We start from the raw sequence: 20970 nt of genomic DNA on the forward strand, positions 1-20970 counted from the left end.
AACCCTCGCTGGGTCAATTAAAGCGAGGACTTCGCTCAAATAGTTACAAGGGAACTACTCCAGGTCAACTTTCCGTGTGCGTTGGATATTCACCAGGTGACTCTGAGTCACCTGGTGAATGAGCCGACACATTAAAGATACCGGTAACATCATTCCAGCCAAAGCTTCCGGTTGTCGTAGTGTTTTCACCCTGCAACTGCATGTCGCCGGGTGCATGAACATACAAAACTGTTCCACTTTCGTGCACGAATAAGATTCACTTGTACCCATTGCACTTAAGGTGAAGTCCAGGTTAGTGGCTGTTAAAGTGTTGATTTTATTGGTGACGTCAACTCCGAGATTGTACTTAAATGACTTTCCGTCGAAGGTGTATTCAAAGGTAAAAGATGTAGGATAGCCATTACTGTATGTCTTTATTTCATATTCAGTTTCGGTAAAGATCTGGAAGGCTGAGTCGTTATCTTCTTCTGCAGGGTCAGGCGTGATTTGTTTCCATGTGCCGTATAGGTCTGTTTGGTCATAGGTTTTTTCGTCTTCTTTTTCGCAAGCTGCAATTGCGAAAATCAGGGTTAGAAGTATTAAAACTGTTTTTTTCATGTTATTTGTTTTAGTGTTGAGTGGCTCAATTTTATTAATGCCACATTGGTTAAATTTTTATATTAACAGTTGCAAAGCTACTAATTAAATCTTACGGTCAATTCTGCCGGACTTCTAAGTGAACTATTAACTAACCCATAATCCATTTTTTCTTTGACCGTATTATAAGCATTGCCAATAAATATGCCATGGCGCCGGTAACAAGTGCAAAATTATATCCAAAATTAAAAGCTACAAGCATAATTGCGGTTGACCCTAAAACTGAGGCTGCTCCATTGATGGCAAATCCCCAGTCAATTAAATCTCCAACTCTTTGTGTGCCTTTTGGAAATGGCATGCCCATAAAAAAACCCAAAGGCAGGATAATTAAAATTGTAATGAGTATGCGCCCGAACATGGGAAGATAGTCCACTGCATCAAGTAAATATTCGAATAAAAATACATCGCATAAAACCCATAATATAATACCTGCAAAGGGTATTACAGATTTAAATTTTCGGGAAAAACGACTACCTATGCCTGATGCAAGAAGTAATGTAAATAGAATTGTGACAAAAGTATAGGACCCCGGACCAATGAAACGGGTGTATTTTTGAATGAGAATAACCTCAATTGCCATAAAGGCTGCACCTATTAAAAAGAAGAAGCTCCAGCCGTTAAAGTTTAGTTTGCGGCCTTTTTTGAAAAAAGGAATAAGGTTAATGGGGATGACTATAAGTCCTACAACCAGCAGAATTATTAATATAAGTAACTTTGCCAATGGAAAGCCTTTGAACTCATAAGGCGATATTTTGTCGAGTTTGTGGATATCAAAATTTTTCCATAATCCCATTTGAGCTGCAAACGGTTTGTTGTCTGTTGTGGGCGAAAGGTCTGTTGGTACGGTGTCCTGAATGTTTTTCCAGCCATGTTTTATCACTTGTGCAACTAAATTATTTTGGAGAGAGTCAGGCGGGTTGGGATAATGTTGTGTTAAATATGGATTTGGTCCTTCAGTCGTAGAAGCGAACGCATTTTCAATAATATTTTTATTTAATGGTTGCTTGCCAATGAGCATCATTTTGCGCCGGCCTGGGTAAGAATGGAAAACAGCGATGTGCGATTCAGGTTGGTGGACACCTTTGTTTTCAAGCGCCTGTATTATTGCTGTAGTTAGCCGGGGAATATAAAATTGATGGTCGAGGAGCATGATGCCGTCTTCAGTCATGGCATCGTAATAATGTTCGAAAGCTTCCTGCGTAAAAAGGTAGTTTTCAGCCAGGGCAAAGGCACCTGATGCCAGCGATGCAAATGTGTTGGAACTTAGTGAATAGATGATATCGAATTTGTTTTTGAATTGCCTTACATATGCCCGGCTATCTTCAGTAATAACTTTTACATTATTGTGGCTGTAAATTTTTCCTGTGAAATCATGGAGAAACCCGGTTTTCATCAAATCATTCAGGTGCGGTACAACTTCAACAGCGTGAATTTCAGTTGCTCCGGAATTGAGTGCATTCAGTACATCGCCCCCGCCACCGGCACCCAGCGCCAGAAATGTGCACGAGTCGTATCTTTCAACCATGTATGGCATCGGATAACCGGGGTATTTTTTGAGACTATCAGGTTTGTTGTAAACGCCGTCAAAACCAATTGTGGGTGCATGGGCTGCGTTGTCAATTACCGAATAATAAAAATCATCGCTTCGTTTTAATACCTTTAGCTGAGCCATAGCATCCCAATGCTGATAGATTAACTCAAATCGTTCTTCTCTCTGTTTGTTGAGCCATGTTTCCGCCTTTGGTAAAAGAATAAATAGCGCAGCAATCATCATGGCGGGTATGGTTTTTTTCCATTTTTCGGCGTAAATAATGGCAGCTATTAGGGCCGGAATGCTGACCAGAAAAGCTGTTTTCTGAACTTCAATCAGGTTCATAAGAAATACAGCAACTACAACTCCAAGCCCGGAACCAATCAAATCTGACATATAGATTTTTGGCATTTCTGCGTGATTAATTTTGAATATTAAGCCTAATGCCATACCACCGAAAAGGAATGAGATACTTAGTATGAGAATTACCAGTGCAATTTTTGCGGACATTATCCAGCTGCCAAATATCTCCGTGAAATTGAGGTCAAATTGTAAGACTGATACAGGCCCGGCAATTGAGATAACTGCCCCAAGGGTGAGGTATACCCACAGGTGTTTTACTGAACTCAACTTTGGAAATATTCTTATAATTAGCGCACCGAGCCCCAGTCCCAGAATTGATAATGATAAGACCAGAAAAGCAAAAGTGTAAAAATACTCGGCAGAAAAAATTCGGGTCCATAATATTTCCAGTCCAATGAATGAACTGGCAATAAGCCCTGCAGTTACAGCAGGTTTAATGGTTTTCGTGATTGGTTTTTTTGATTTTGGAGTTTTTTTCATTTTCAAGGGTTTTAAGGGTTTAATTAACCGTAACCACAAATATGCCATATGTTGTAAATCCCAGATATTCAGCTGTTTTAATTTCTTTTGTTTTCCGCATGTACTTATAATACGTTTTTAAAACGAACATCTTTGTCCGCAGACGAGCACTTGCTGATAATCTGTGATTTGTAATTTGCTATTCCCGCACGTTGTGTAATTGGCACTATTTTAGTAGCTTATGGGGGCTGTACGTTTTCTGTTTTATTAATTTCAATAAAACCATAAAAAATCAGTCAGAATATTTTTGAACTTGAAAAACATTCTCTATTTTTGCAGCCGCAATGTTTCAGAATAATTCGTTGCAAAGCAATGGCCCGTTCGTCTAGGGGTTAGGACGCCAGGTTTTCATCCTGGTAACAGGAGTTCGATTCTCCTACGGGCTACTATAATTTGAAGAGTAAAAATAAACAGAATGGCAAATCATTTATCAGCAAAAAAGAGAATCAGGCAGAACAGTGTGAGAAGATTGCATAATCGTTATTACGCTCGTACAACCCGTAATGCAGTGCGTCAATTACAAGCAACTACAGATAAAGCAACTGCTGAAGAAATGCTACCTAAAGTTGTAGCAATGGTGGATAAGCTTGCACACAAGAACCAGATTCATAAAAATAAGGCTGCTAATCTGAAGTCGAATATCACAAAGCACGTTAACGCTTTGTCATAATCGGCAGGTAGCATCTTATATATTCAAGATGGCCCGTTCGTCTAGGGGTTAGGACGCCAGGTTTTCATCCTGGTAACAGGAGTTCGATTCTCCTACGGGCTACTTTATTTTTTATCCCCCCCTTTTACTTTCTACGAAAACTTTTTAACTTCAAGGCATGAAAGAGAAGAAATCTTTTATGCCTATAACCAGTTGGGCCGAAAGCGACCGCCCTCGCGAAAAATTACTCAATAAGGGTGTTGGCGTGTTATCAGATGCCGAACTTATTGCCATTTTGCTGGGCTCCGGCTCGCGCAATGAAAGTGCGGTAGAATTGGCCAAAAGAATATTGCATCAGGCCGAGAACAGCTTTCATAAACTTGCTCGTTATACCCCTGTAGAATTTACCAGGTTTCAGGGGGTTGGTGAAGCAAAAGCTGTTACACTTGTTGCGGCTATGGAAATTGCCAGGCGCCGCAGCGAAAGGCAATCTGATCAGGCTATTTTGATACGTAGCAGCACCGATGCTTTTGAACTCATGTTTCCGCAACTTTCTGATTTGAATCATGAAGAATTTTGGGTGATTTTTTTACATCAATCCAATAAAGTTATTGCCCGGAAAAAAGTTAGCCAGGGCGGTATAGCTGGCACGGTTACAGATGTGCGCATTATTTTAAAAGAAGCATTGTTGGTTTCTGCTCCAGCCATAATTTTGGCTCACAATCATCCTTCAGGTAATCTGGATCCCAGTCAGGCCGATATCAATATTACACGAAAGATTAAGCAGGCAGCCGAAATGGTTGATATAAAGGTGTTGGATCATGTGATCATTGGCAATCAAAAGTATTATAGCTTTGCGGATGAAGGCCAGCTATAGGTCAGGTAAACATGTAATCCCCATCGCCGTCATGGATGTAATGGTCATCAATATTACTTATGTCAAAAGTTGAATAAATCCCCATTTTGTATTTTTTGCTTACAATAAATGGTTTTCGCAGTTTTGATATTTGCCGGCTAATTTCCGAATCCATCAACGAGAAAGTTTTCATCCGATTGGTATAACACAAGTTTATAATAGACTTTGCCGCAAGATGCGGATTGTTTTTAGCATAATTGTAGAGCAGCTTTAAATGGTTATCGCGGGACGACAAAATCAATCGACCTGTAATTTGTTTGTTTTTTTGAATCGTCAGATACCAAATTTTATGGGCGGGCTCATACAAAGAAAAGGGATAATTAACTGATTTAAATTTCTCATTATCAATAAGCCAGGGGTGTTTTTCCGCCCATCTGAATTCCTGTACCGAACGTGCAAATAAACCAGCAGGCCTATTGCCTTTGGCAAAAAAGTCGGCGGGCAGCTGATTGCTCATTTTTATGGAGAAGTCCTTGAGCTGATACGGACGAAATAGCGCTTTTTTTACTAAAAAGCTGATTTTAAGTATGAAATTAATGATTGGTGTAACGGGCTTTATCCACTTGTAATATTTTCTGTTTTTAAGCAAGGTGCGCACATCAATATCTGCATAAAAACGTGTTCTTGTCCTGTCTAGTAGTGTTTTAAAATATGATGTTTTGTTGTACAGAAGGTGCGATTCTCTGGCAAAATTTGTGTACATCAGCTTGTGTTGCCAGTCTTCGTATGCTTCATCCAAAATTACTTTAGAGTACCCTTTTCTGCGGTTTTCTGGGTCAATCCAGTTTCCGCTGCACCAACCAAATTTTATTTCATTGTTTTCGGTTTTAACTAAATCAGGTAGTATTGTTCTGAATCCGATGAGCTGATTATTTTTGACAAGCATATAAATAACCGGATCTGAGGCTAAGGCTCTGGGGTTGTGAAAGTAAGATTTAGCCCTTGGTTCAGATATGGGCTTTACATTCAGTGAATTATACAGTTTGCTGTCGATAAAGTCCGGAATTTCTTCGACGGTAACTTTTTTTATTGTCAGGTTTTCATTTATCTGTTTCTCAATCATCTCTTTCCGCAGTGTTTTTGTTCATTAGCCCTCTAATCCGAAAGTAAAAATGCTCATATTTAAGGATCCTGGATGCATGCTGGTAATGTTTTTTTTCCATGGGGATGCGCTGTAAATGATTGGGGAAGTTATCATGCTTTAGTCCTGCTGTTCCGAAAGAAATGTCTATCAGGTTTTCTGTATGTATTTTTTGAAGTAGCGCATTGCCTACCCCGTAATCTGTAAATGGAAAGGCAAACGCTTTTGCCGATGGATTGAAGTGTTTTTCGACCCATTGCATGCTCTCTTTTACCTGCCTGTATTGTTCTTCAGGTTCAATATTGTAAAACTCAGGATGATCCATGCTGTGCGCCCCTATGGTGAAGCCTTCTCTATTAAGCTGCTTGAGCTCATGCATGCCCATGTAAATAGCAGTATTTTTTATGTTGTTTTCCAAAATGCTTTCCTTTACTTCGGTTTGTTTAAATAAAGAGGCTTTATTGGGATAAGTTTTTAATTCTTCTGATAATTTCAATTTCTGCTTTTTTGCCATGTCAAATATAAAGCGATGAAAAAGGTCGCTATTGTCCACAAATGAAGGATTGATGAAAAATGTTGCCGGAATACCTTTACGCAGAAGTATTGGCGCTATGTTATTGCTACATGATTTCATGCCATCGTCAAAAGAAATATGCATGGCATTTTGGGGTATGTTTTGTTGGTTTTTAAGGTCATTAAGTCCTATTGGCTCGTAATGTTTTAGCAAGAAATCAAGGTCTTTTTCAAATTGTTGCTCATTTTTAACCCGATACCCGCCAATATATTGAGGTTGTTTCTTTTCAACTGTATGATAAAACGGAAGCAGCGTGGGGTATTTCCCTTTTTTGAGGTAATTAAAGGGGAGAAAACGTGCTGCGCTGAAAATGATATTTTTTATCGAGTTTCTCACAGGTTTGTGTTTATTAGGTTGGTCTTAGGTAATTTACCAGGCCTTTTATGAGAAAAGGCAACCGGTTTTGTTTAATTATAAAGTAATGTTCAGTTTGGGCGCCAAATCCTCTAAAAAATCTAGCCACTCCGGGTATTGATGAGCCCTCGAAATCAAGGGTTTTGTTTTGCCCGCTATGCTGTTGCAGGAAGTAGTCAAAAATAGCATACATAGCCCTGACTTCTTTGCCTTTAAATGTTGATACGCCGTTGATATATGTGATCCTGTGCCAATCATGAATGTAAGCTGCCGCTGCGCAGAGCTCATTATGTTGATCATAGGCACCAATTAACTCAAGCATATTCCTGTCACGTGTTTTTAATAGAATGAGCTTGAGTATAGCAAGGAGTTTTTCATTGATAAATTTCCCGGAAGCTGATTTTTTTAGTTGTATATATTGGTCAATTGTAACATGAGGGTTTATAACAACATTTTTTACCGCTTTGTTGGTGTATCTTTTTGTGTGTTTGTTATATGCTGTCCTTAACTTTTGGTAGGGTGCATTCAGGGCAAGTAAGTGATTGTATTTTAGAACAGTCTCAAATGTTTCTGGTTCAGGGTTTTGGCTATTCAGGGCAATTTGTATGTAGCGGGCCTCTTTTGAGAGTTTGTCCGTAAAGAGGTTCGTAATTTCCTGAGTGGGTATTGGGAAAATTCCGGGTTGTTGTGCATAAGCGGGTTGAAGTATGTATTTAATTCCCCATTTTTTTGATAAAAAAACAGGCATAACATATTCATATGCTCCATAGATTAATCCCAGCCAGTCAGGGAAAACAATGTCGAGATACCAGCTAAAAGCATATACCCTGCTATTGGGAGCTTTCTGAACACATGCATCCCACTTCTTCAGTTCGATATCACTATTATGTACAAGAATTAATTCTCTCATATTTCTGGAATGTTTTTCCGCATTATTTTGTTAAAGTTCAATATTTACGGAAAACTCAAATTTACAAATGTTTCAGAAACTTTAGGTTTTTTAACCTAAATAACCTTTAACCGAAATTTTCTTTGTGACTCAATGTGTTTACATGTTGCTAAAAATGAATTGTTTTGCTATTTTTGTCTGGTTGTTTTTTTGAAGTGATGTTGTAATAAATGCTTCACAGCCCTGATAAAATGAATAAACCCTTTGGCAGAGTCTTTGTGTTTTAGCATGTTGCTCTGCCAAAACAAAAAATCAATTGAATGAAAGTCGTCAATTTAGGGGAAACTGATTCGATCTTTAATCAGTTTTTATACGAAATGCGCCACAACCAGATTCAGCAAGACAGTATGCGTTTTAGGAAAAATATGCAACGCGCTGGTGAACTCATGGCTTATGAAATAAGTAAGCAATTAAAGTATGAAACCAAAGAAGTAACAACTTCGTTAGGTGCAGCCAATACCCGGGTGCTGGCCGATCAGCTGGTATTGGCTACAATTCTAAGAGCCGGTTTGCCTATGCAGGATGGAATGTTGCAAATGTTTGATCGTGCCGAGAATGCATTTGTTTCTGCTTATCGTAAATATGAGCAAGGAGACGATTTTCATATTGAGTTCGAACATTTTTCGGCACCCCGACTCGAGGATAAGATTATGATTTTGGCCGATCCAATGATGGCTACAGGTTCTTCAATGGAACTTTCTTACAAAGGGCTTTTACAAAATGGAACCCCAAAACATACACATATTGCTACAATTATTGCATCTCGTGAAGGTGTAGATTTTATTCAGAATAACCTATCCGACGAGGACGTTACTTTATGGGTTGGTGCCATTGATGACGAACTTACATCTAAATCATACATAGTACCCGGACTTGGTGATGCAGGCGATTTAGCTTTTGGAAGTAAGTCAGATTGATGTTTATACCTATCTAAAACTAAAATTGCTGAGTTTTGGAGTACGTATTAATCTTTTTGCTTAGCACTGTTAAGTTTGCAATGACATTTCCCATTGCAGTATTTGCTAAAGGCCTAACTCCTCCAATGGTATATTTAATAACTTCACTGGGAGGTGTTTCGGGTGCTACATTTTTTGTTTATGTGTGGGGACAGTTAGTGAAATTTCTGCGCAGAAAAGATATGGTGCCGTTCCGGCAAAGGAAACCGGTTTTTTCTAAACGTTCCAGAAGGCTGGCTTATATTAAAAGTAAATATGGATTTTGGGGACTTGTAATATTAACACCCGTTCTTTTTTCTATTCCACTTGGAGCACTAATACTAGCGGCATATTATCCGAATAAAAGGAGAATTGTAAAGTGTTTAGCGATAACCATAGCTTGTTGGTCGCTTATAATGGTTGTGGTATTGTTTACTTTCAGAGAGTGGTTAATGCAGTTTTTTTAAGTTTTTTACTTGGTGATACTTTGGATGATAGCTGTAACAGGACTTTTGTCGGGGCAATTCTTTTTTAATTCCGCGATAGTTTTAAGTAATACCGGATGTTTGTATTCGGGTAATATTTCATACAGCGGCTCCAGGGTAAACCGTCTTTCGTGAATTTTTGGATGAGGAACTTTCAACCGATCTTCGTCAATAATCTGCTCATTGAAAAATAAAATGTCGATGTCCAGTGTTCTGGACTCATAATTAGCACTTTTGCTAAGTTTGCGTCCCGCTTTTTTTTCAATTTTTTGTGCAAGGTCAAGTACTTGTAGAGGTGCCAAAGAAGTGCTTGTTATAATTACCTGATTGATGAAGCTTTCTCCCTCAAAACCCCAGGCCTCAGACTCATAGTGCTTACTTTTGCCTTTGATTTTAATGCCTGATTTTTTTAGCTCCGCTATGGCGAATTCTAAATTTGCAGAGCGCATTCCGAGGTTAGAACCCAGAAGTAGAATTACTTTATTTGAAATTTTTTTGTGAAACATGGGAGTGCTTTAATATGTGACCCAATTTTGTTTATGTTCGGTTATGGTACAAAAATCATACGGTTTACGTATTAGAAGTATAGAAGTTTTAAAAATTGATAATTTTGTCAGTTATTGATTCTAAAATTAATAAATTTGAACTAAACTAAATTAAAACAAATCAATATGAAAAGTTTTCTGAAATATTTTTTGGCTTCTTTTTTAGCCTTTTTAATTGCTACGGTTGTTGGCGTATTTATTCTTATTGGGTCAATCAGCTCTCTAATAGATACGGAGAAAGTTGTGACAGTTAAACCCAACAGTGTATTGAAAATAACACTCGATAAACCAATAATGGATCGTGCCCCTAAAAACCCATTTGAGAATTTTAACCCCATGAGTTTTAAAACTGAGTCGTCGAGCAGTTTAAGTCAGATTCTGGAGAATATTGACCGGGCAAAGAAAGATTCCAAAATAAAAGGAGTATTTCTGTATCTTGATAATGTTATTGCCGGTTCCGCTACGGTAACAGAAATTCGTAATGCACTCGAAAGTTTTAAAGATAGTGGGAAATTTATAGTTAGTTACGGGAACTATTATTCTCAGAAGGCTTATTACCTGGCCACAGTGGCAGATAAGGTATACGTAAATCCTGAAGGGATGGTGGGTATGCAGGGACTTACTTCTCAGGTTATGTTTTTTAAGAAAACTATGAAGAAAATTGGCGTAGATCCCCAGGTTATTCGTCACGGTAAGTACAAGAGTGCCGTAGAGCCGTTCCTTGATAACAAGATGAGCGAGGCAAACAGAGAGCAAATTTCTGCTTATTTGGGTTCGTTGTGGAATGAGATATTAATGAAAGTAGGACCATCGCGCAATGTTGAGGTTGATGAGTTGCAAAGAATTGCTGATGAGATGTTAATAACCGATGTGGATGATGTTGTAAAATATAACCTTGCAGATGGAGCGAGATACTACGATCAGGTAATAGATGAGTTAAAAACAAAAACCGGCACAGAAGATGATAAAAAGCTTGCTATGGTTACAATGGGTGATTATACATATGCACCCAAAGCAAAGAAAGATAAGCTGATTTCTAAGATAGATAAAATTGCCGTTGTTTATGCGCAGGGCCAGATTGGTGCCGGTAAAGGCAGTGTGAGTGAAATTGGAACGGAAAATGTTGCTAAAGCTTTGCGGCAGGTACGCGACGATGATAAAATAAAAGCTGTTGTATTACGTGTGAATAGTCCTGGTGGCAGCGCACTTACCTCTGAAATTATATTCCGTGAAGTACAACTTGTAAAGGAGAAAAAGCCTGTTATTGTGTCAATGGGTGATGTCGCTGCCAGTGGTGGTTATTACATAAGTTGCATGGCCGATACAATTGTTGCAAGCCCCAATACCATTACCGGATCCATTGGTGTGTTTGGATTGATTTTTCAGGCCCAGGAGCTTGTGGAAGAGAAAATTGGGATTAATGTTGAAACCGTTAATACTGCAAAACATGCAGACATGGGTTCGCCATTCAGACCACTTGACAACAAGGAACGTACAGTCCTAAAAAAATCTATCGAAGATATTTACCAAACATTTATTGGTCATGTTGCGGCAGGTAGAAATATGACGAAAGAACAAGTTGATGAGGTTGCCCAGGGACGCGTATGGAGCGGTCGCGATGCCAAAGAGAACGGACTTGTTGATGTGCTTGGGGGATTAGATGATGCTGTTGAGATTGCTGCAGAGCGTGCAGGAATTGAAGACTACATAATCAAAGATTTGCCCAAACAAAAAGATCCGTTACAGCAAATGCTGAAAGAATTTGGCGAGAATGCTTCATTGCAGGAGATTTTCCTTGAAAATACACGTCTTAATCCCTACCTGGAGCATTTGAAAAATCTCAAGCAGATGAAAGGCGTACAAATGCGTTTACCCTACGATATTATTATTGAGTAAACAATATAGAGAAACCAGAAAAGCACGATCAGGTTGGTCGTGCTTTTTTTTAGAATTCTATCTTAAGCTGAGCTCTGATTCCGAACTTTGGTATCCTTGTGTAATTTTCTACATCATCGGGTCTTTCCAAATAGGTTAAGCGCCACATGGCATCGATTCTAAAAAGCCTGAGAATGTTTTCAATACCTACACTTGCCTCCATGTAAGGCTCTTTGAGCCCTCTTAGATTATCCGGGAAAATCATAACATCGCGATTGCGTTCACTTACACGACCAATGAGTGCTTTTGCTGCGATAACTTCCCGCCACTTAAGCTTTCTGAAAAGGGGGATTTTGTTCAGGAAAAAGCCATCGAAATGGTGCTCGGCCAGAACGCTAACATAACGGTCGCTTACAAATTCATAGTAGTTCATCATGTTAAAAGCGTAATCATCATAAGCATAGGTTTCATTTCCTTCGTGGATTTGTAGCAGTGGGTAAGGTGCGGTGCCAATGTAATAACCTGCATCGATAATGTAGCGAAAACGACCAAATGGGTTGATGTTGAACTTGTGGTCGATGCTCATGTGTAGCTTATAATATTCGTGCTTGCTTTTTAACACATTGGGTAAGCCAATAATAAAGTCAAGGTTTAGAATGGGATATTTTGTTCCCAGGCTTACGCGCTCGAATTCGCCCATGAGGAACTTTTCGTTGTATGCAAATCGGGTGTTGAGTTTAATCTCGGTGCTTGATACCTGGCTATGCGTAGTCGTATCTGCATTACTGACTGTTTGAAAAGGGACATATTCGGTTCCAAAGATTCTTCGCGTATTGACATTTAATGTAGTGGAAAAGCCCTGATACCATTCATGCTCATAAAAAACATCGGCTTCGTTGACCATTGTGAGTTTTTTATTGTAGGTACGTCTCAGGAAGGAAGCCAGAATATTATCCTGAGTAAATGCATTTTGGCTTATACCCAATTGTTCCATATCATGTTTTATATTGAAACCAGTTGAGCGTCTTGGGTTTTTGTTTATCATGTACAGCATGCCCAATGCTCCTTTAAAGCGCTCGTCTTTTTCTCCATATGCCAGATGTCCGGTAAACATTACTTTTGTACTAAAATCGTTGCTGGTTCTGCCTCCAAACCTGAACCGATGCCCTTCAATAGCATTGAAACTATATAATTTGTAGTAGGGACCAATTTCCCAAAATCCTACTACGTAGTGGCCGGTAATAAGTGTATTAATTACATCAACCCAGGTACGGAAAATGGGAACCTGTTTAATGGAATCCACCATTTGGTATATGTTATTTTCTTTCTCTGTGAGGTTTTCATGCCGTTTGCCTTGCCAAAAACCGGTGGTCTTCTCATTGACGCTATCTTTTGTAAGGGTCTCTTGTGCAACTTGTGGGTTGAAAAAATCTGCCGGAATATCAATGTTAAGTTTTACATCCCGATATGATGTGGTTTTACGGCCAAAAATTCCGGTTGTTTTATCTGCGATATTAAAATCAACGAAATAGTGCTCTCTTTCCAAGAACCAGAGCGAGTCTTGTACCTTTTGATATTCCATCTCAGCGTAAAGGTCATTGACAAAGTTAATGTTGGCTTCTTCTGCAATTCTTATGTTGACTTTTTTAATAGCATAAGTTGTGTCGTGTACCCAAAAGTCTCCTGTAAAAGTGGGTTCTTGTTTGCGTTTGGGTTGAAAAGATATCTGGTAACACCAGTTGTTATCGAAGTACATAGAGTCTACCAGGTAGTACTTGTAGTATAGTTTACCAAAGCTTGCAATTGGGCTTACAAAACCTTTCCCAAATAAATTTATGAAGTTTTCGTAGATGTTGGCTTGCAGGTACATTTGGCCGGTAAATTCTGAGATTTTTTCATTTTTCACACCGGAAATATTACTTCCATGTATGACTTCCTTCTCTTTTTTAGGTGTTTTCTGGAAATAGAAGTCAGAAAGGGTTTCAGTTATAAACACCGGCAAATAACTTTTTCCTGTAACCGCACTGGTGTCTACATAATCAAATACAAATTGAAATTGGTTAAAAAGGCGATTTTTTTTAAAGTTCTCATCAACATTGCTGATGTCGATTTCCATCTTATTATAAACTTCGTAGCTGTATGTGTCGTAGCGCTCAATATTGTTTTTTTCCCGGTTTTCGTCAATTTTGCGGAGTAAAACGTGCGCAGGGTTTTCACCGGGTACTACTACCACTTCATCGAGTTGTACACTGCTGGGCTGGAGCGAGGTGTTTATGAACTGGAAGGTGTTTTCCTGAATCGAGAAGGCTTCCCGTTTGTAACCCACGTAAGAAAATACAACGGAATCGACAGGTTTTTTGGTTTCCAGGAAATATTTACCGTTAAAATCAGTAATTACCCCTACCGTAGTTCCTTTATAAGAGACATTAACAAAAGGAAGGGGTTCTCCTGTTTCTGCATCTTTTACCACACCTCTTACTTTGGTTTGACCAAATGCATTATGTAACAATAGTAGTGTTAGTATGATGAATATGACAAGAGACTTTTGCTTCATGCCTTGTTTTTTCTCAATTGGAAATTTTTACCAAGGTATAAATTTTTGACCTTTTCATCAGTAGCGAGCTCTTCTGCTGAGCCTTTTTTTAGTATTGAGCCCTCGAAAAGGAGGTAAGCTCTGTCGGTTATGGAGAGGGTTTCGTGTACATTGTGGTCTGTGATGAGTATTCCAATGTTTTTTTCTCTGAGCTTGAAAACAATCTCCTGTATATCCTCAACAGCAATAGGGTCTACGCCCGCAAATGGTTCATCAAGCAAAATAAATGAGGGCTTTAGTGCCAGAGCTCTTGCAATTTCAGTTCTTCGGCGTTCACCTCCCGAAAGCTGAATACCCAGATTTTTCCTTCGCTGTGCCAGGTTGAATTCATCCAGCAGGCTTTCAAGTCTGTCATTACGCTCTTCTTTATCGTACCCGGCCATTTCCATTACAGACATAATATTGTCTTCAACGGTCATCTTTCTAAATATAGACGCTTCCTGGGCGAGGTATCCAATGCCCATTTTCGCACGATGATATACGGGTTCGCCTGTAATATCTTCATCGTCAAGATATATTTTGCCTGCATTTGGCGTAATTAAGCCTACAATCATGTAAAAAGAAGTTGTTTTTCCGGCACCGTTAGGGCCAAGCAGTCCCACAATTTCTCCTTGCTTAACTTCGATAGATACCCCTTTTACGACAGTTCTATTTCGATATTTTTTTACAATATTTTTGGTGTGTAATTTTTTCATCTTTATTGTTTATTTTAAGTGGGCAAAGATACATTCATTTTTATGGTTTCCTGAACGTGTGCTATCATTCCTTAATATTTGGATGATGCAAATATTCCCATTAATATTTCTATAGTAACTTTTTCTAACTAAATTTGTTAAATACTATGGTCATGAAAAACAAAAATAGGTGATTTTAGTATTGTGAGAAAAATATTATTGTTTATTTTTAAATAAAAAAGATATGGAAAGCACGTACATACTCATAGGTCTTGGAGTTATTTTTGTTTTGGTTGTTTTTTTGTTGTTCGAAATTTTCAGGTTAAAACGCAAACTAAGGGAAGCAGAAGTTGATACACTTGAACAAATTAACCTGACTATAAAGAGCCTCGATACAGAGGTTCAGCAACTTAAAAAAGAGGTCTATAAAACTATCGACGAAAAGTAGTTAATTGAATTTTATAGATTGAACAGGTCTGATTCTGGCTATTAGCAGACTGGGAAATAGCATCATGGCCAGGTTTACTACAAATGCACCAGCATTAAGCAAGGCGAAATAGGTCCAGTTAAAATTTATGGGTACTTCTGAAAGGTAGTAACTGTCGGGGTCAAGCGATACTAACCCAAATTCTTGTTGCAAATAGCAAATACTTAACCCAATAATATTGCCCCACAACATTCCTTTACCTATAATTTTGGCAGCATTAATCATAAATATTTTTATGATTTGGCTGTCTGTTGCACCCATGGCTTTGAATAACCCAATCTGATTGGTTTTTTCTAAAATGTTAATTAGTAGACCGGTAATCATATTAATTCCGGCCACAAGTGTAATCAGAATTAAAATTACCCAAACGTTCATATTTTGTAGTTGCAACCAGTCATAAATCTGCGGACTCATTTCAAGCGTTGTAATTGTCCGTAAAGATTCGTTTTCAGCGTTGAATTCAAGTGCTACGCGCGAACTAATCTTTTGTCCGGTTTTTTCAACCTGTTCAAATTCTTCCACCATTATTTCAAACCCACTATATTGGTCCGATTCCCAATTGTTAAGTTTTTGCAAATGCCTAAGGTCTACCAAAGCATAAAGCTCATCGAATGTTTTGAGGTTTGTTTGATAAATACCACTTAGGGTGAAAGGTCTCAGTCTAATTGGTTTTTGCATGAAAAACATGTTAACCGGGTCGCCAATCTGAAGGTTAAGTCTGTTCGCAATATATGCGGAAAGTAAAATGCCGTTGCTTTTTATTGTTGTATCCAGTTTTGGAGCCTTGCCGCTGATAAGGTAATTGTTGAAAAACGACCAGCTGTATGTGCTGTCAACCCCTTTTAATACAATGGCCTCAATTTCATCATCCTTTTTTATTACGCCCGGTTTGGTTATGAATGGGTGCATGCTGCTTACTCCTTCATAATGCGCAATTTCATCAAGATATTTCCAGTTATCGTCTATGGGCTTATATTCGTAAGACCGGTTCAGGTCTCTATTGACTAGTTGGATATGAGCGCTAAATCCGGTTACTTTTTCGCGTATTTGATTCTTAAAGCCTGTGATTATTGCAACAGCCGTAATCATTACAACCATACCCAGAATAATTCCAAATACCGCAACCCTCATCATGGGTTTGGACCATAATTGCTCCGTCTTTTTGTTGGCGCTGTTATACCTTTTGGCTATGTATCGGGAAAAATTCATTGTTGCTTTTTACTGTTCAAAGTAAATTTTTGTCGTTACTTTGTTAGCGATTAATAATTAATGATTATGTAAGCATTGCAAAATATTTTGTACTATTGCTTATTCAAATATTTTGGTATGTACAAAAATAGTTTAATCGTTGGGATTGGCCTTTTTTTTCTGTCTCTTTTTAATGGTTTTGGCCAGGAAATAGTTCCTGCAGCACATCGTGTTAATGAGTACCTCCCAATTCTGCAACACAAATCCATTGGTGTAGTAGCGAATCATACCAGTATTATTGAAAGAACTCATCTGGTTGATTCACTTCTTGGTATGGGTGTCGACATAAAATATATTTTTTCTCCCGAGCACGGTTTTAGAGGAAATAAAGATGCGGGTAAGCTTATTTCAAATTCTACCGACAGCATTACAGGTTTACCCGTAATTTCTTTGTATGGAAGTCAGAAAAAACCTGCCGACCATTATTTTCGCAATATTGAACTTATGGTATTCGACCTGCAGGATGTGGGAGTGAGGTTTTATACCTATATATCGACGCTGCACTATGTAATGGAAGCATGTGCCGAAAATAATACACCGCTGTTGTTACTTGATCGGCCCAATCCGAACGGATATTATGTTGATGGCCCCGTACTTAACCCGACTTATAGCTCATTTGTGGGATTGCACCCTATTCCTGTTGTGTATGGAATGACCATTGGCGAGTTGGCACTCATGATTAATGGTCAGATGTGGATAAATGAAACATGCGACTTGACGGTAATTGAATGCGATGAATATTCACATAAAGATTTATATGATTTGCCAGTAGCTCCATCTCCCAATTTGCCCAATATGCAAGCGGTCTATTTATATCCTTCTTTGGGTTTTTTCGAAGGTACTGTTATGAGTGTAGGGCGTGGTACGCACTTTCCTTTCCAGGTATATGGCCACCCGGATTACAGCAATAAAGATTTTTATTTTGTTCCATTACCCTCTGTTGGCGCGAGCACCCCAAAGTATAACGGACAAAAATGCTTCGGTCTTAATTTTGCGGAGCTGATGCAATTGGGAAGTGGAACCAAAGGAATTAAACTGGAGTATTTGAAAGATGCCTACCTGAAAACACCTACAGATAAATTTTTCAATAGCTTTTTTAAGCTTCTTGCTGGTACTGCTGAATTACAAGAGAAAATTGAAAAGGGTTTTAGCGTTGAGCAAATAAAAAGCAGCTGGCAGTATGATTTGAATGAGTTTAAAGAAATAAGAAAACAATATTTGCTATATGATGATTTTGAAGAATCAAGGACTAATGATTAAGTCCTTGATTCATGGTGTTTTGGAGTAACTTCTTATCGAAATATTGTTGTTTATAGTTGCATAGATTCTTACTCAAAACAGGCCAAAATCCCTGCATTTTCAGAAATAATAAAACTTTGTATTGAATTTATTATTAATTTGTTTCGTGCTTTTCAGCAGCGCCTAACTATACTCAAAACTTATTTCCGGTTAAAGGAAAAATTGAGTTTTTTACTGCTATTTCCGCTATTGTCATAATATGTTAACCCTCCAGTGTAGTTACCTGTTAAAGTTTGTGGATCGCCCACAGGGTTGTATGTTTCCTGGTCAATTTCCAGTACAGTCAGGCTAAAAGAGATGTCATAAGAAGCACCATCTTTATTCACCATAATTGTTCCTTCAGTAGCCCTGTACATATGATCAGCAGTCCAACTTGAAGCATTCAGATTCACCCATAGTACAGCATAGTCGGCTTTTCCTGCTGAGGGGCTGTAGTTTGTGAACTCGTATGTTCCACTTTCAAAACCAGAAGTTTCGGTATAAAGGTTGAACGTCATCAGGTCGCCTGTCCCTGATTCTTCCTGGTAAGTAAGCCCGGAAGAAGCAAGCGCGATGGTATGTAAATAAATACCAGTGCTATATTCGCCAGAATAATCCAGTACGCCCTGGCTAAACGCAGCTTCTGTGGAGCCTACGCTGGCTGTACCGCTTCCGGTACCATTATTGTTGTCGTCATCGTCATTATCATCACATGCGGTAAATGATAATGCTAAACCTAATATGGCTGTAAATGCTAAGGAAGAAATTTTTTTGTTTTTTTTCATAATGTGTAAAAATTAGTTTGTTTCAATAAAGTTCTGACTTTTTTCACTGAAAAGCAATAATATATTCAATGTTAACAATTGGTTAGGATAGCATAAAAAAACCGCTACCTAAAAATGGCAGCGGCTTTTTTTTGACCATACAAAAAATGAGTCTTCTCTGCTTAAGTACAACCCAAATTGAGCGATTCTCGCTCACGAAAAAGAAATTGTATGGGTTTCACCTCACCTATTCGGTGAAACCCGACAATTTCTAAATCGGGGTTAAACCTAAGTAAAGCGCTTTTTCACTGCGTTCAAACCGCTCAACTTAGGTACAAGAAACCTCTTTTTATGTCGTGCTCTGTTACTGTTTAATCATCAGGTTTTTGTTTGAGAAGCTCTTTTGGGAGACATCGTTATATTGTAATGTTCCACTGTAACTTCCAGTTAAGTCCATTTCTTCTCCAAATATTTCCTCATCAGCCCAATTAGCTTCCTTTACTTTTAGATTGAAAGTAATGTCATAGTTGTTTCCATCAACAGAGGTTGTGATAGAACCGCCTGTTATTATGTAGTAGGCTTCTACTTCATCTGATGCGAAGTTGTAGTTTACAAAGGCCGACCCCTGATCAAATGTTCCAGCTTGTACACTATCGTTGAATGTAAATGTACCACCATTAAATGTGTTAGATGAAGTAAAAGCTTCAATGTAAATCATATTTCCCGATCCGCTATAATTTGTTATATCCAGACCAGAGGAAAATACTGTAATGTCGAAGTTGTGCACTCCTGAATTCCATTCACCGTAATATTCTAATATACCGCTGCTTAGTTCTACTGTGTTTCCTCCAACTGTAAAACTATTGTTACTGCTATTGCTGTTTTCATCCTCGTCGTCTTCGCATGAGGTAAAAACCACTGCTGTTGCCATTAAGCTGATTAAAAGTACCGTAAGTTTGATTCCAAATTGTTTCATAATTATAAAAGTTAGTTTAAAGCAAATTTGGGTATTAATATCCTTAAATACAAAAACAAAAGTGTACTTAACAGATTAATAACGAGGTTTATTGACAGAATAAACCCTTAATAGCTTTGTTTTTGGGAATATAAAAATGGCTGCCCAAAAATTTGGACAGCCATCTCTGTGAGCGTTTTTTGTTTATATTGTTCTCCCAGGATACTGTTTCAGTCCTTCTTCCAGAGCTTCCATGGCATTTTTAAGGTCTTCTTTGTTTAGCACATAAGCAATGCGAACATGGTGCTTGCCTAATTCTGCATCTTCGTAAAAGCCAGAGCCAGGCGCCATCATTACGGTTTGATTTTTATAAGAAAAATCTGACAGCATCCACTGGCAAAATTTATCTGTGTCGTCTACCGGTAATTCTGTAATTGTGTAAAAAGCTCCTTTGGGCATGGGGCAGGTTACACCTTCCATTTTATTTAGTGCTTCTACCATATAATTACGTCGGTCAATGTATTCATTATAAACTTTTTCAAAATACTCTTTCGGCGTATCAATTGAAGCTTCTCCTATTACCTGTCCAAGAGATGGGGGGCTGAGACGTGACTGGGCAAATTTTAATGCTGTAGCCAGCACTTCTTTGTTTTTTGTAACAAATGCTCCAATTCTAACACCACAGGCACTGTAGCGTTTCGAAACAGAATCTACCAAAATGGTATTATCTTCGAGTCCCTTCAGGTTCATTACGGAAAAATGTTCATGACCATCATAGCAAAATTCGCGGTATACTTCGTCAGAGAAAATATATAAATCATGCTTTTTGGCCAGCTCTCCCAATTGTTCAATTTCTTGTTGCGAATACAGATATCCCGTAGGATTGTTAGGATTGCAAATTAAAATAGCTTTGGTTTTCGGCGTAATTGCCTTTTCAAATTCTTCTATTGGAGGTAAGGCAAATCCATCTTTTATGGTAGCATTAATGGGTTTTATTTTTACACCCACTATGTTGGCAAATGCATTATAATTTGCATAAAATGGCTGTGGAATAATTAATTCGTCGCCAGGGTTCATTACTGAATTAAAAGCGAATGTAAGCGCTTCAGATCCGCCTGTAGTGATTAAAAGGTCTGTGTAGTCTACGTCTATTCCAACACTTTTGTAGTAACCTGTTAGCTTTTTGCGGTAACTCTCATTACCAGCTGAATGACTATAGGCAATTACTTTTTCGTCGAAATTTCTCAAGGCTTCAAGTGCCACCTCAGGTGTTGGTATGTCTGGTTGTCCAATGTTGAGATGATACACTTTTTTGCCTTCTTTTTTTGCTTGCTCAGAATATGGAACAAGTTTGCGAATCGGGGAGGCCGGCATGCTTTTGCCTCTATCTGATATTTGTGGCATAATTGATAATTTAGGTATTACTAATACTGTGCATTTTGCGTTGAAAACTACAAATTTAGCAATAGTTTAGGCTTTGTCATGAATTTCCAGCTATTTATAATTATTTTAAATAGCTGGAAATCATTTGGCCCACAATCTTATCTTGCTTAGATATT

At 38.3% G+C, this 20970-nt stretch carries 19 protein-coding genes and 2 tRNA genes; 9 read left to right on the top strand and 12 right to left on the bottom strand.

The window, feature by feature from the left end:
- Positions 1–54: 54 nt before the first annotated feature.
- Positions 55–597 (bottom strand): hypothetical protein, encoded by a 543-nt coding sequence (locus ACTB0Y_RS08140; RefSeq protein ID WP_463206321.1) that lies wholly within the window; start codon positions 595–597, stop codon positions 55–57.
- Between the two features lie 130 nt (positions 598–727).
- Positions 728–3010: a spermine/spermidine synthase domain-containing protein gene (locus ACTB0Y_RS08145; protein WP_463206322.1), complete on the bottom strand. Its 2283-nt coding sequence runs from the start codon at positions 3008–3010 to the stop codon at positions 728–730.
- Between the two features lie 353 nt (positions 3011–3363).
- On the opposite strand from ACTB0Y_RS08145, the gene ACTB0Y_RS08150 reads away from it, so the two are divergent.
- The 4 genes from ACTB0Y_RS08150 (at position 3364) to radC (ending at position 4575) form a co-directional block, all read left to right on the top strand.
- Positions 3364–3435, top strand: a tRNA-Glu gene (locus tag ACTB0Y_RS08150).
- 29 nt (positions 3436–3464) lie between these two features.
- On the top strand, positions 3465–3719 hold the full coding sequence (gene rpsT, locus ACTB0Y_RS08155) for a 30S ribosomal protein S20 (protein WP_463206323.1): 255 nt from the start codon (positions 3465–3467) through the stop codon (positions 3717–3719).
- Positions 3720–3749: 30 nt separating this feature from the next.
- Positions 3750–3821: transfer RNA gene (locus tag ACTB0Y_RS08160), tRNA-Glu, on the top strand.
- A 55-nt stretch (positions 3822–3876) separates the two neighbouring features.
- On the top strand, positions 3877–4575 hold the full coding sequence (radC, locus tag ACTB0Y_RS08165; protein WP_463206324.1) for a RadC family protein: 699 nt from the start codon (positions 3877–3879) through the stop codon (positions 4573–4575).
- 1 nt (position 4576) lies between these two features.
- On the opposite strand, the gene ACTB0Y_RS08170 is transcribed toward radC, so the two are convergent.
- From ACTB0Y_RS08170 to ACTB0Y_RS08180, 3 genes are read right to left on the bottom strand one after another with little or no spacing between them, the layout of a single operon-like run.
- Positions 4577–5677, bottom strand: coding sequence for a hypothetical protein (locus ACTB0Y_RS08170; RefSeq protein WP_463206325.1), 1101 nt, complete (start codon positions 5675–5677; stop codon positions 4577–4579).
- A complete protein-coding gene (locus ACTB0Y_RS08175) occupies positions 5670–6605 on the bottom strand; it encodes a polysaccharide deacetylase family protein (protein WP_463206326.1) in 936 nt (311 codons plus the stop codon). The genes ACTB0Y_RS08170 and ACTB0Y_RS08175 overlap by 8 nt, the downstream gene beginning before the upstream one ends.
- Positions 6606–6618: 13 nt before the next feature.
- A complete protein-coding gene (locus ACTB0Y_RS08180; protein ID WP_463206327.1) occupies positions 6619–7533 on the bottom strand; it encodes a hypothetical protein in 915 nt (304 codons plus the stop codon).
- A 299-nt stretch (positions 7534–7832) separates the two neighbouring features.
- On the opposite strand from ACTB0Y_RS08180, the gene upp reads away from it, so the two are divergent.
- Together upp and ACTB0Y_RS08190 are read left to right on the top strand one after the other, a co-directional pair.
- Positions 7833–8489 (top strand): uracil phosphoribosyltransferase, encoded by a 657-nt coding sequence (upp, locus tag ACTB0Y_RS08185; RefSeq protein ID WP_463206328.1) that lies wholly within the window; start codon positions 7833–7835, stop codon positions 8487–8489.
- A 35-nt stretch (positions 8490–8524) separates the two neighbouring features.
- Positions 8525–8974 (top strand): hypothetical protein, encoded by a 450-nt coding sequence (locus tag ACTB0Y_RS08190; RefSeq protein WP_463206329.1) that lies wholly within the window; start codon positions 8525–8527, stop codon positions 8972–8974.
- A 5-nt stretch (positions 8975–8979) separates the two neighbouring features.
- On the opposite strand, the gene folK is transcribed toward ACTB0Y_RS08190, so the two are convergent.
- Positions 8980–9498, bottom strand: a complete 519-nt coding sequence (folK, locus tag ACTB0Y_RS08195) for a 2-amino-4-hydroxy-6-hydroxymethyldihydropteridine diphosphokinase (protein WP_463206330.1) — start codon at positions 9496–9498, stop codon at positions 8980–8982.
- A gap of 165 nt (positions 9499–9663) precedes the next feature.
- On the opposite strand from folK, the gene sppA reads away from it, so the two are divergent.
- Positions 9664–11433 (top strand): signal peptide peptidase SppA, encoded by a 1770-nt coding sequence (gene sppA, locus ACTB0Y_RS08200; RefSeq protein ID WP_463206331.1) that lies wholly within the window; start codon positions 9664–9666, stop codon positions 11431–11433.
- Positions 11434–11482: 49 nt separating this feature from the next.
- Here sppA and ACTB0Y_RS08205 read toward each other — a convergent pair whose 3' ends face one another.
- A complete protein-coding gene (locus tag ACTB0Y_RS08205) occupies positions 11483–13966 on the bottom strand; it encodes a DUF5686 and carboxypeptidase-like regulatory domain-containing protein (protein ID WP_463206332.1) in 2484 nt (827 codons plus the stop codon).
- On the bottom strand, positions 13963–14700 hold the full coding sequence (gene lptB / locus ACTB0Y_RS08210; RefSeq protein WP_463206333.1) for an LPS export ABC transporter ATP-binding protein: 738 nt from the start codon (positions 14698–14700) through the stop codon (positions 13963–13965). The genes ACTB0Y_RS08205 and lptB overlap by 4 nt, the downstream gene beginning before the upstream one ends.
- Before the next feature lie 223 nt (positions 14701–14923).
- Between lptB and ACTB0Y_RS08215 the strand changes: the two genes are divergently transcribed.
- Positions 14924–15127, top strand: a complete 204-nt coding sequence (locus tag ACTB0Y_RS08215; RefSeq protein ID WP_463206334.1) for a hypothetical protein — start codon at positions 14924–14926, stop codon at positions 15125–15127.
- Here ACTB0Y_RS08215 and ACTB0Y_RS08220 read toward each other — a convergent pair whose 3' ends face one another.
- Positions 15128–16375 (bottom strand): ABC transporter permease, encoded by a 1248-nt coding sequence (locus ACTB0Y_RS08220; protein ID WP_463206335.1) that lies wholly within the window; start codon positions 16373–16375, stop codon positions 15128–15130.
- Positions 16376–16492: 117 nt separating this feature from the next.
- On the opposite strand from ACTB0Y_RS08220, the gene ACTB0Y_RS08225 reads away from it, so the two are divergent.
- Positions 16493–17674 carry an exo-beta-N-acetylmuramidase NamZ family protein gene (locus tag ACTB0Y_RS08225; protein WP_463206336.1) on the top strand — a complete coding sequence of 394 codons (1182 nt, stop codon included), beginning with the start codon at positions 16493–16495 and terminating at the stop codon, positions 17672–17674.
- 179 nt (positions 17675–17853) lie between these two features.
- On the opposite strand, the gene ACTB0Y_RS08230 is transcribed toward ACTB0Y_RS08225, so the two are convergent.
- The 3 genes from ACTB0Y_RS08230 to ACTB0Y_RS08240 all read right to left on the bottom strand — a co-directional run bounded on the left by ACTB0Y_RS08230 (position 17854) and on the right by ACTB0Y_RS08240 (position 20815).
- Positions 17854–18477, bottom strand: a complete 624-nt coding sequence (locus tag ACTB0Y_RS08230; RefSeq protein ID WP_463206337.1) for a hypothetical protein — start codon at positions 18475–18477, stop codon at positions 17854–17856.
- A 343-nt stretch (positions 18478–18820) separates the two neighbouring features.
- Positions 18821–19432 (bottom strand): hypothetical protein, encoded by a 612-nt coding sequence (locus ACTB0Y_RS08235; protein ID WP_463206338.1) that lies wholly within the window; start codon positions 19430–19432, stop codon positions 18821–18823.
- A 183-nt stretch (positions 19433–19615) separates the two neighbouring features.
- Positions 19616–20815, bottom strand: a complete 1200-nt coding sequence (locus tag ACTB0Y_RS08240; RefSeq protein ID WP_463206339.1) for a pyridoxal phosphate-dependent aminotransferase — start codon at positions 20813–20815, stop codon at positions 19616–19618.
- Positions 20816–20970 lie beyond the last annotated feature (155 nt).

The sequence above is a fragment of the Salinivirga sp. genome (assembly GCF_055145285.1).

Coding starts and splice junctions, on each gene's coding strand:
- ACTB0Y_RS08225 (WP_463206336.1), top strand. CDS start 16,493: ATGTACAAAAATAGTTTAATCGTTGGGATTGGCCTTTTTTTTCTGTCT.
- ACTB0Y_RS08235 (WP_463206338.1), bottom strand. CDS start 19,432: ATGAAACAATTTGGAATCAAACTTACGGTACTTTTAATCAGCTTAATG.
- ACTB0Y_RS08230 (WP_463206337.1), bottom strand. CDS start 18,477: ATGAAAAAAAACAAAAAAATTTCTTCCTTAGCATTTACAGCCATATTA.
- sppA (WP_463206331.1), top strand. CDS start 9,664: ATGAAAAGTTTTCTGAAATATTTTTTGGCTTCTTTTTTAGCCTTTTTA.
- ACTB0Y_RS08220 (WP_463206335.1), bottom strand. CDS start 16,375: ATGAATTTTTCCCGATACATAGCCAAAAGGTATAACAGCGCCAACAAA.
- lptB (WP_463206333.1), bottom strand. CDS start 14,700: ATGAAAAAATTACACACCAAAAATATTGTAAAAAAATATCGAAATAGA.
- ACTB0Y_RS08180 (WP_463206327.1), bottom strand. CDS start 7,533: ATGAGAGAATTAATTCTTGTACATAATAGTGATATCGAACTGAAGAAG.
- upp (WP_463206328.1), top strand. CDS start 7,833: ATGAAAGTCGTCAATTTAGGGGAAACTGATTCGATCTTTAATCAGTTT.
- radC (WP_463206324.1), top strand. CDS start 3,877: ATGAAAGAGAAGAAATCTTTTATGCCTATAACCAGTTGGGCCGAAAGC.
- ACTB0Y_RS08215 (WP_463206334.1), top strand. CDS start 14,924: ATGGAAAGCACGTACATACTCATAGGTCTTGGAGTTATTTTTGTTTTG.
- folK (WP_463206330.1), bottom strand. CDS start 9,498: ATGTTTCACAAAAAAATTTCAAATAAAGTAATTCTACTTCTGGGTTCT.
- ACTB0Y_RS08240 (WP_463206339.1), bottom strand. CDS start 20,815: ATGCCACAAATATCAGATAGAGGCAAAAGCATGCCGGCCTCCCCGATT.
- ACTB0Y_RS08170 (WP_463206325.1), bottom strand. CDS start 5,677: ATGATTGAGAAACAGATAAATGAAAACCTGACAATAAAAAAAGTTACC.
- ACTB0Y_RS08205 (WP_463206332.1), bottom strand. CDS start 13,966: ATGAAGCAAAAGTCTCTTGTCATATTCATCATACTAACACTACTATTG.
- ACTB0Y_RS08140 (WP_463206321.1), bottom strand. CDS start 597: ATGAAAAAAACAGTTTTAATACTTCTAACCCTGATTTTCGCAATTGCA.
- ACTB0Y_RS08145 (WP_463206322.1), bottom strand. CDS start 3,010: ATGAAAAAAACTCCAAAATCAAAAAAACCAATCACGAAAACCATTAAA.
- rpsT (WP_463206323.1), top strand. CDS start 3,465: ATGGCAAATCATTTATCAGCAAAAAAGAGAATCAGGCAGAACAGTGTG.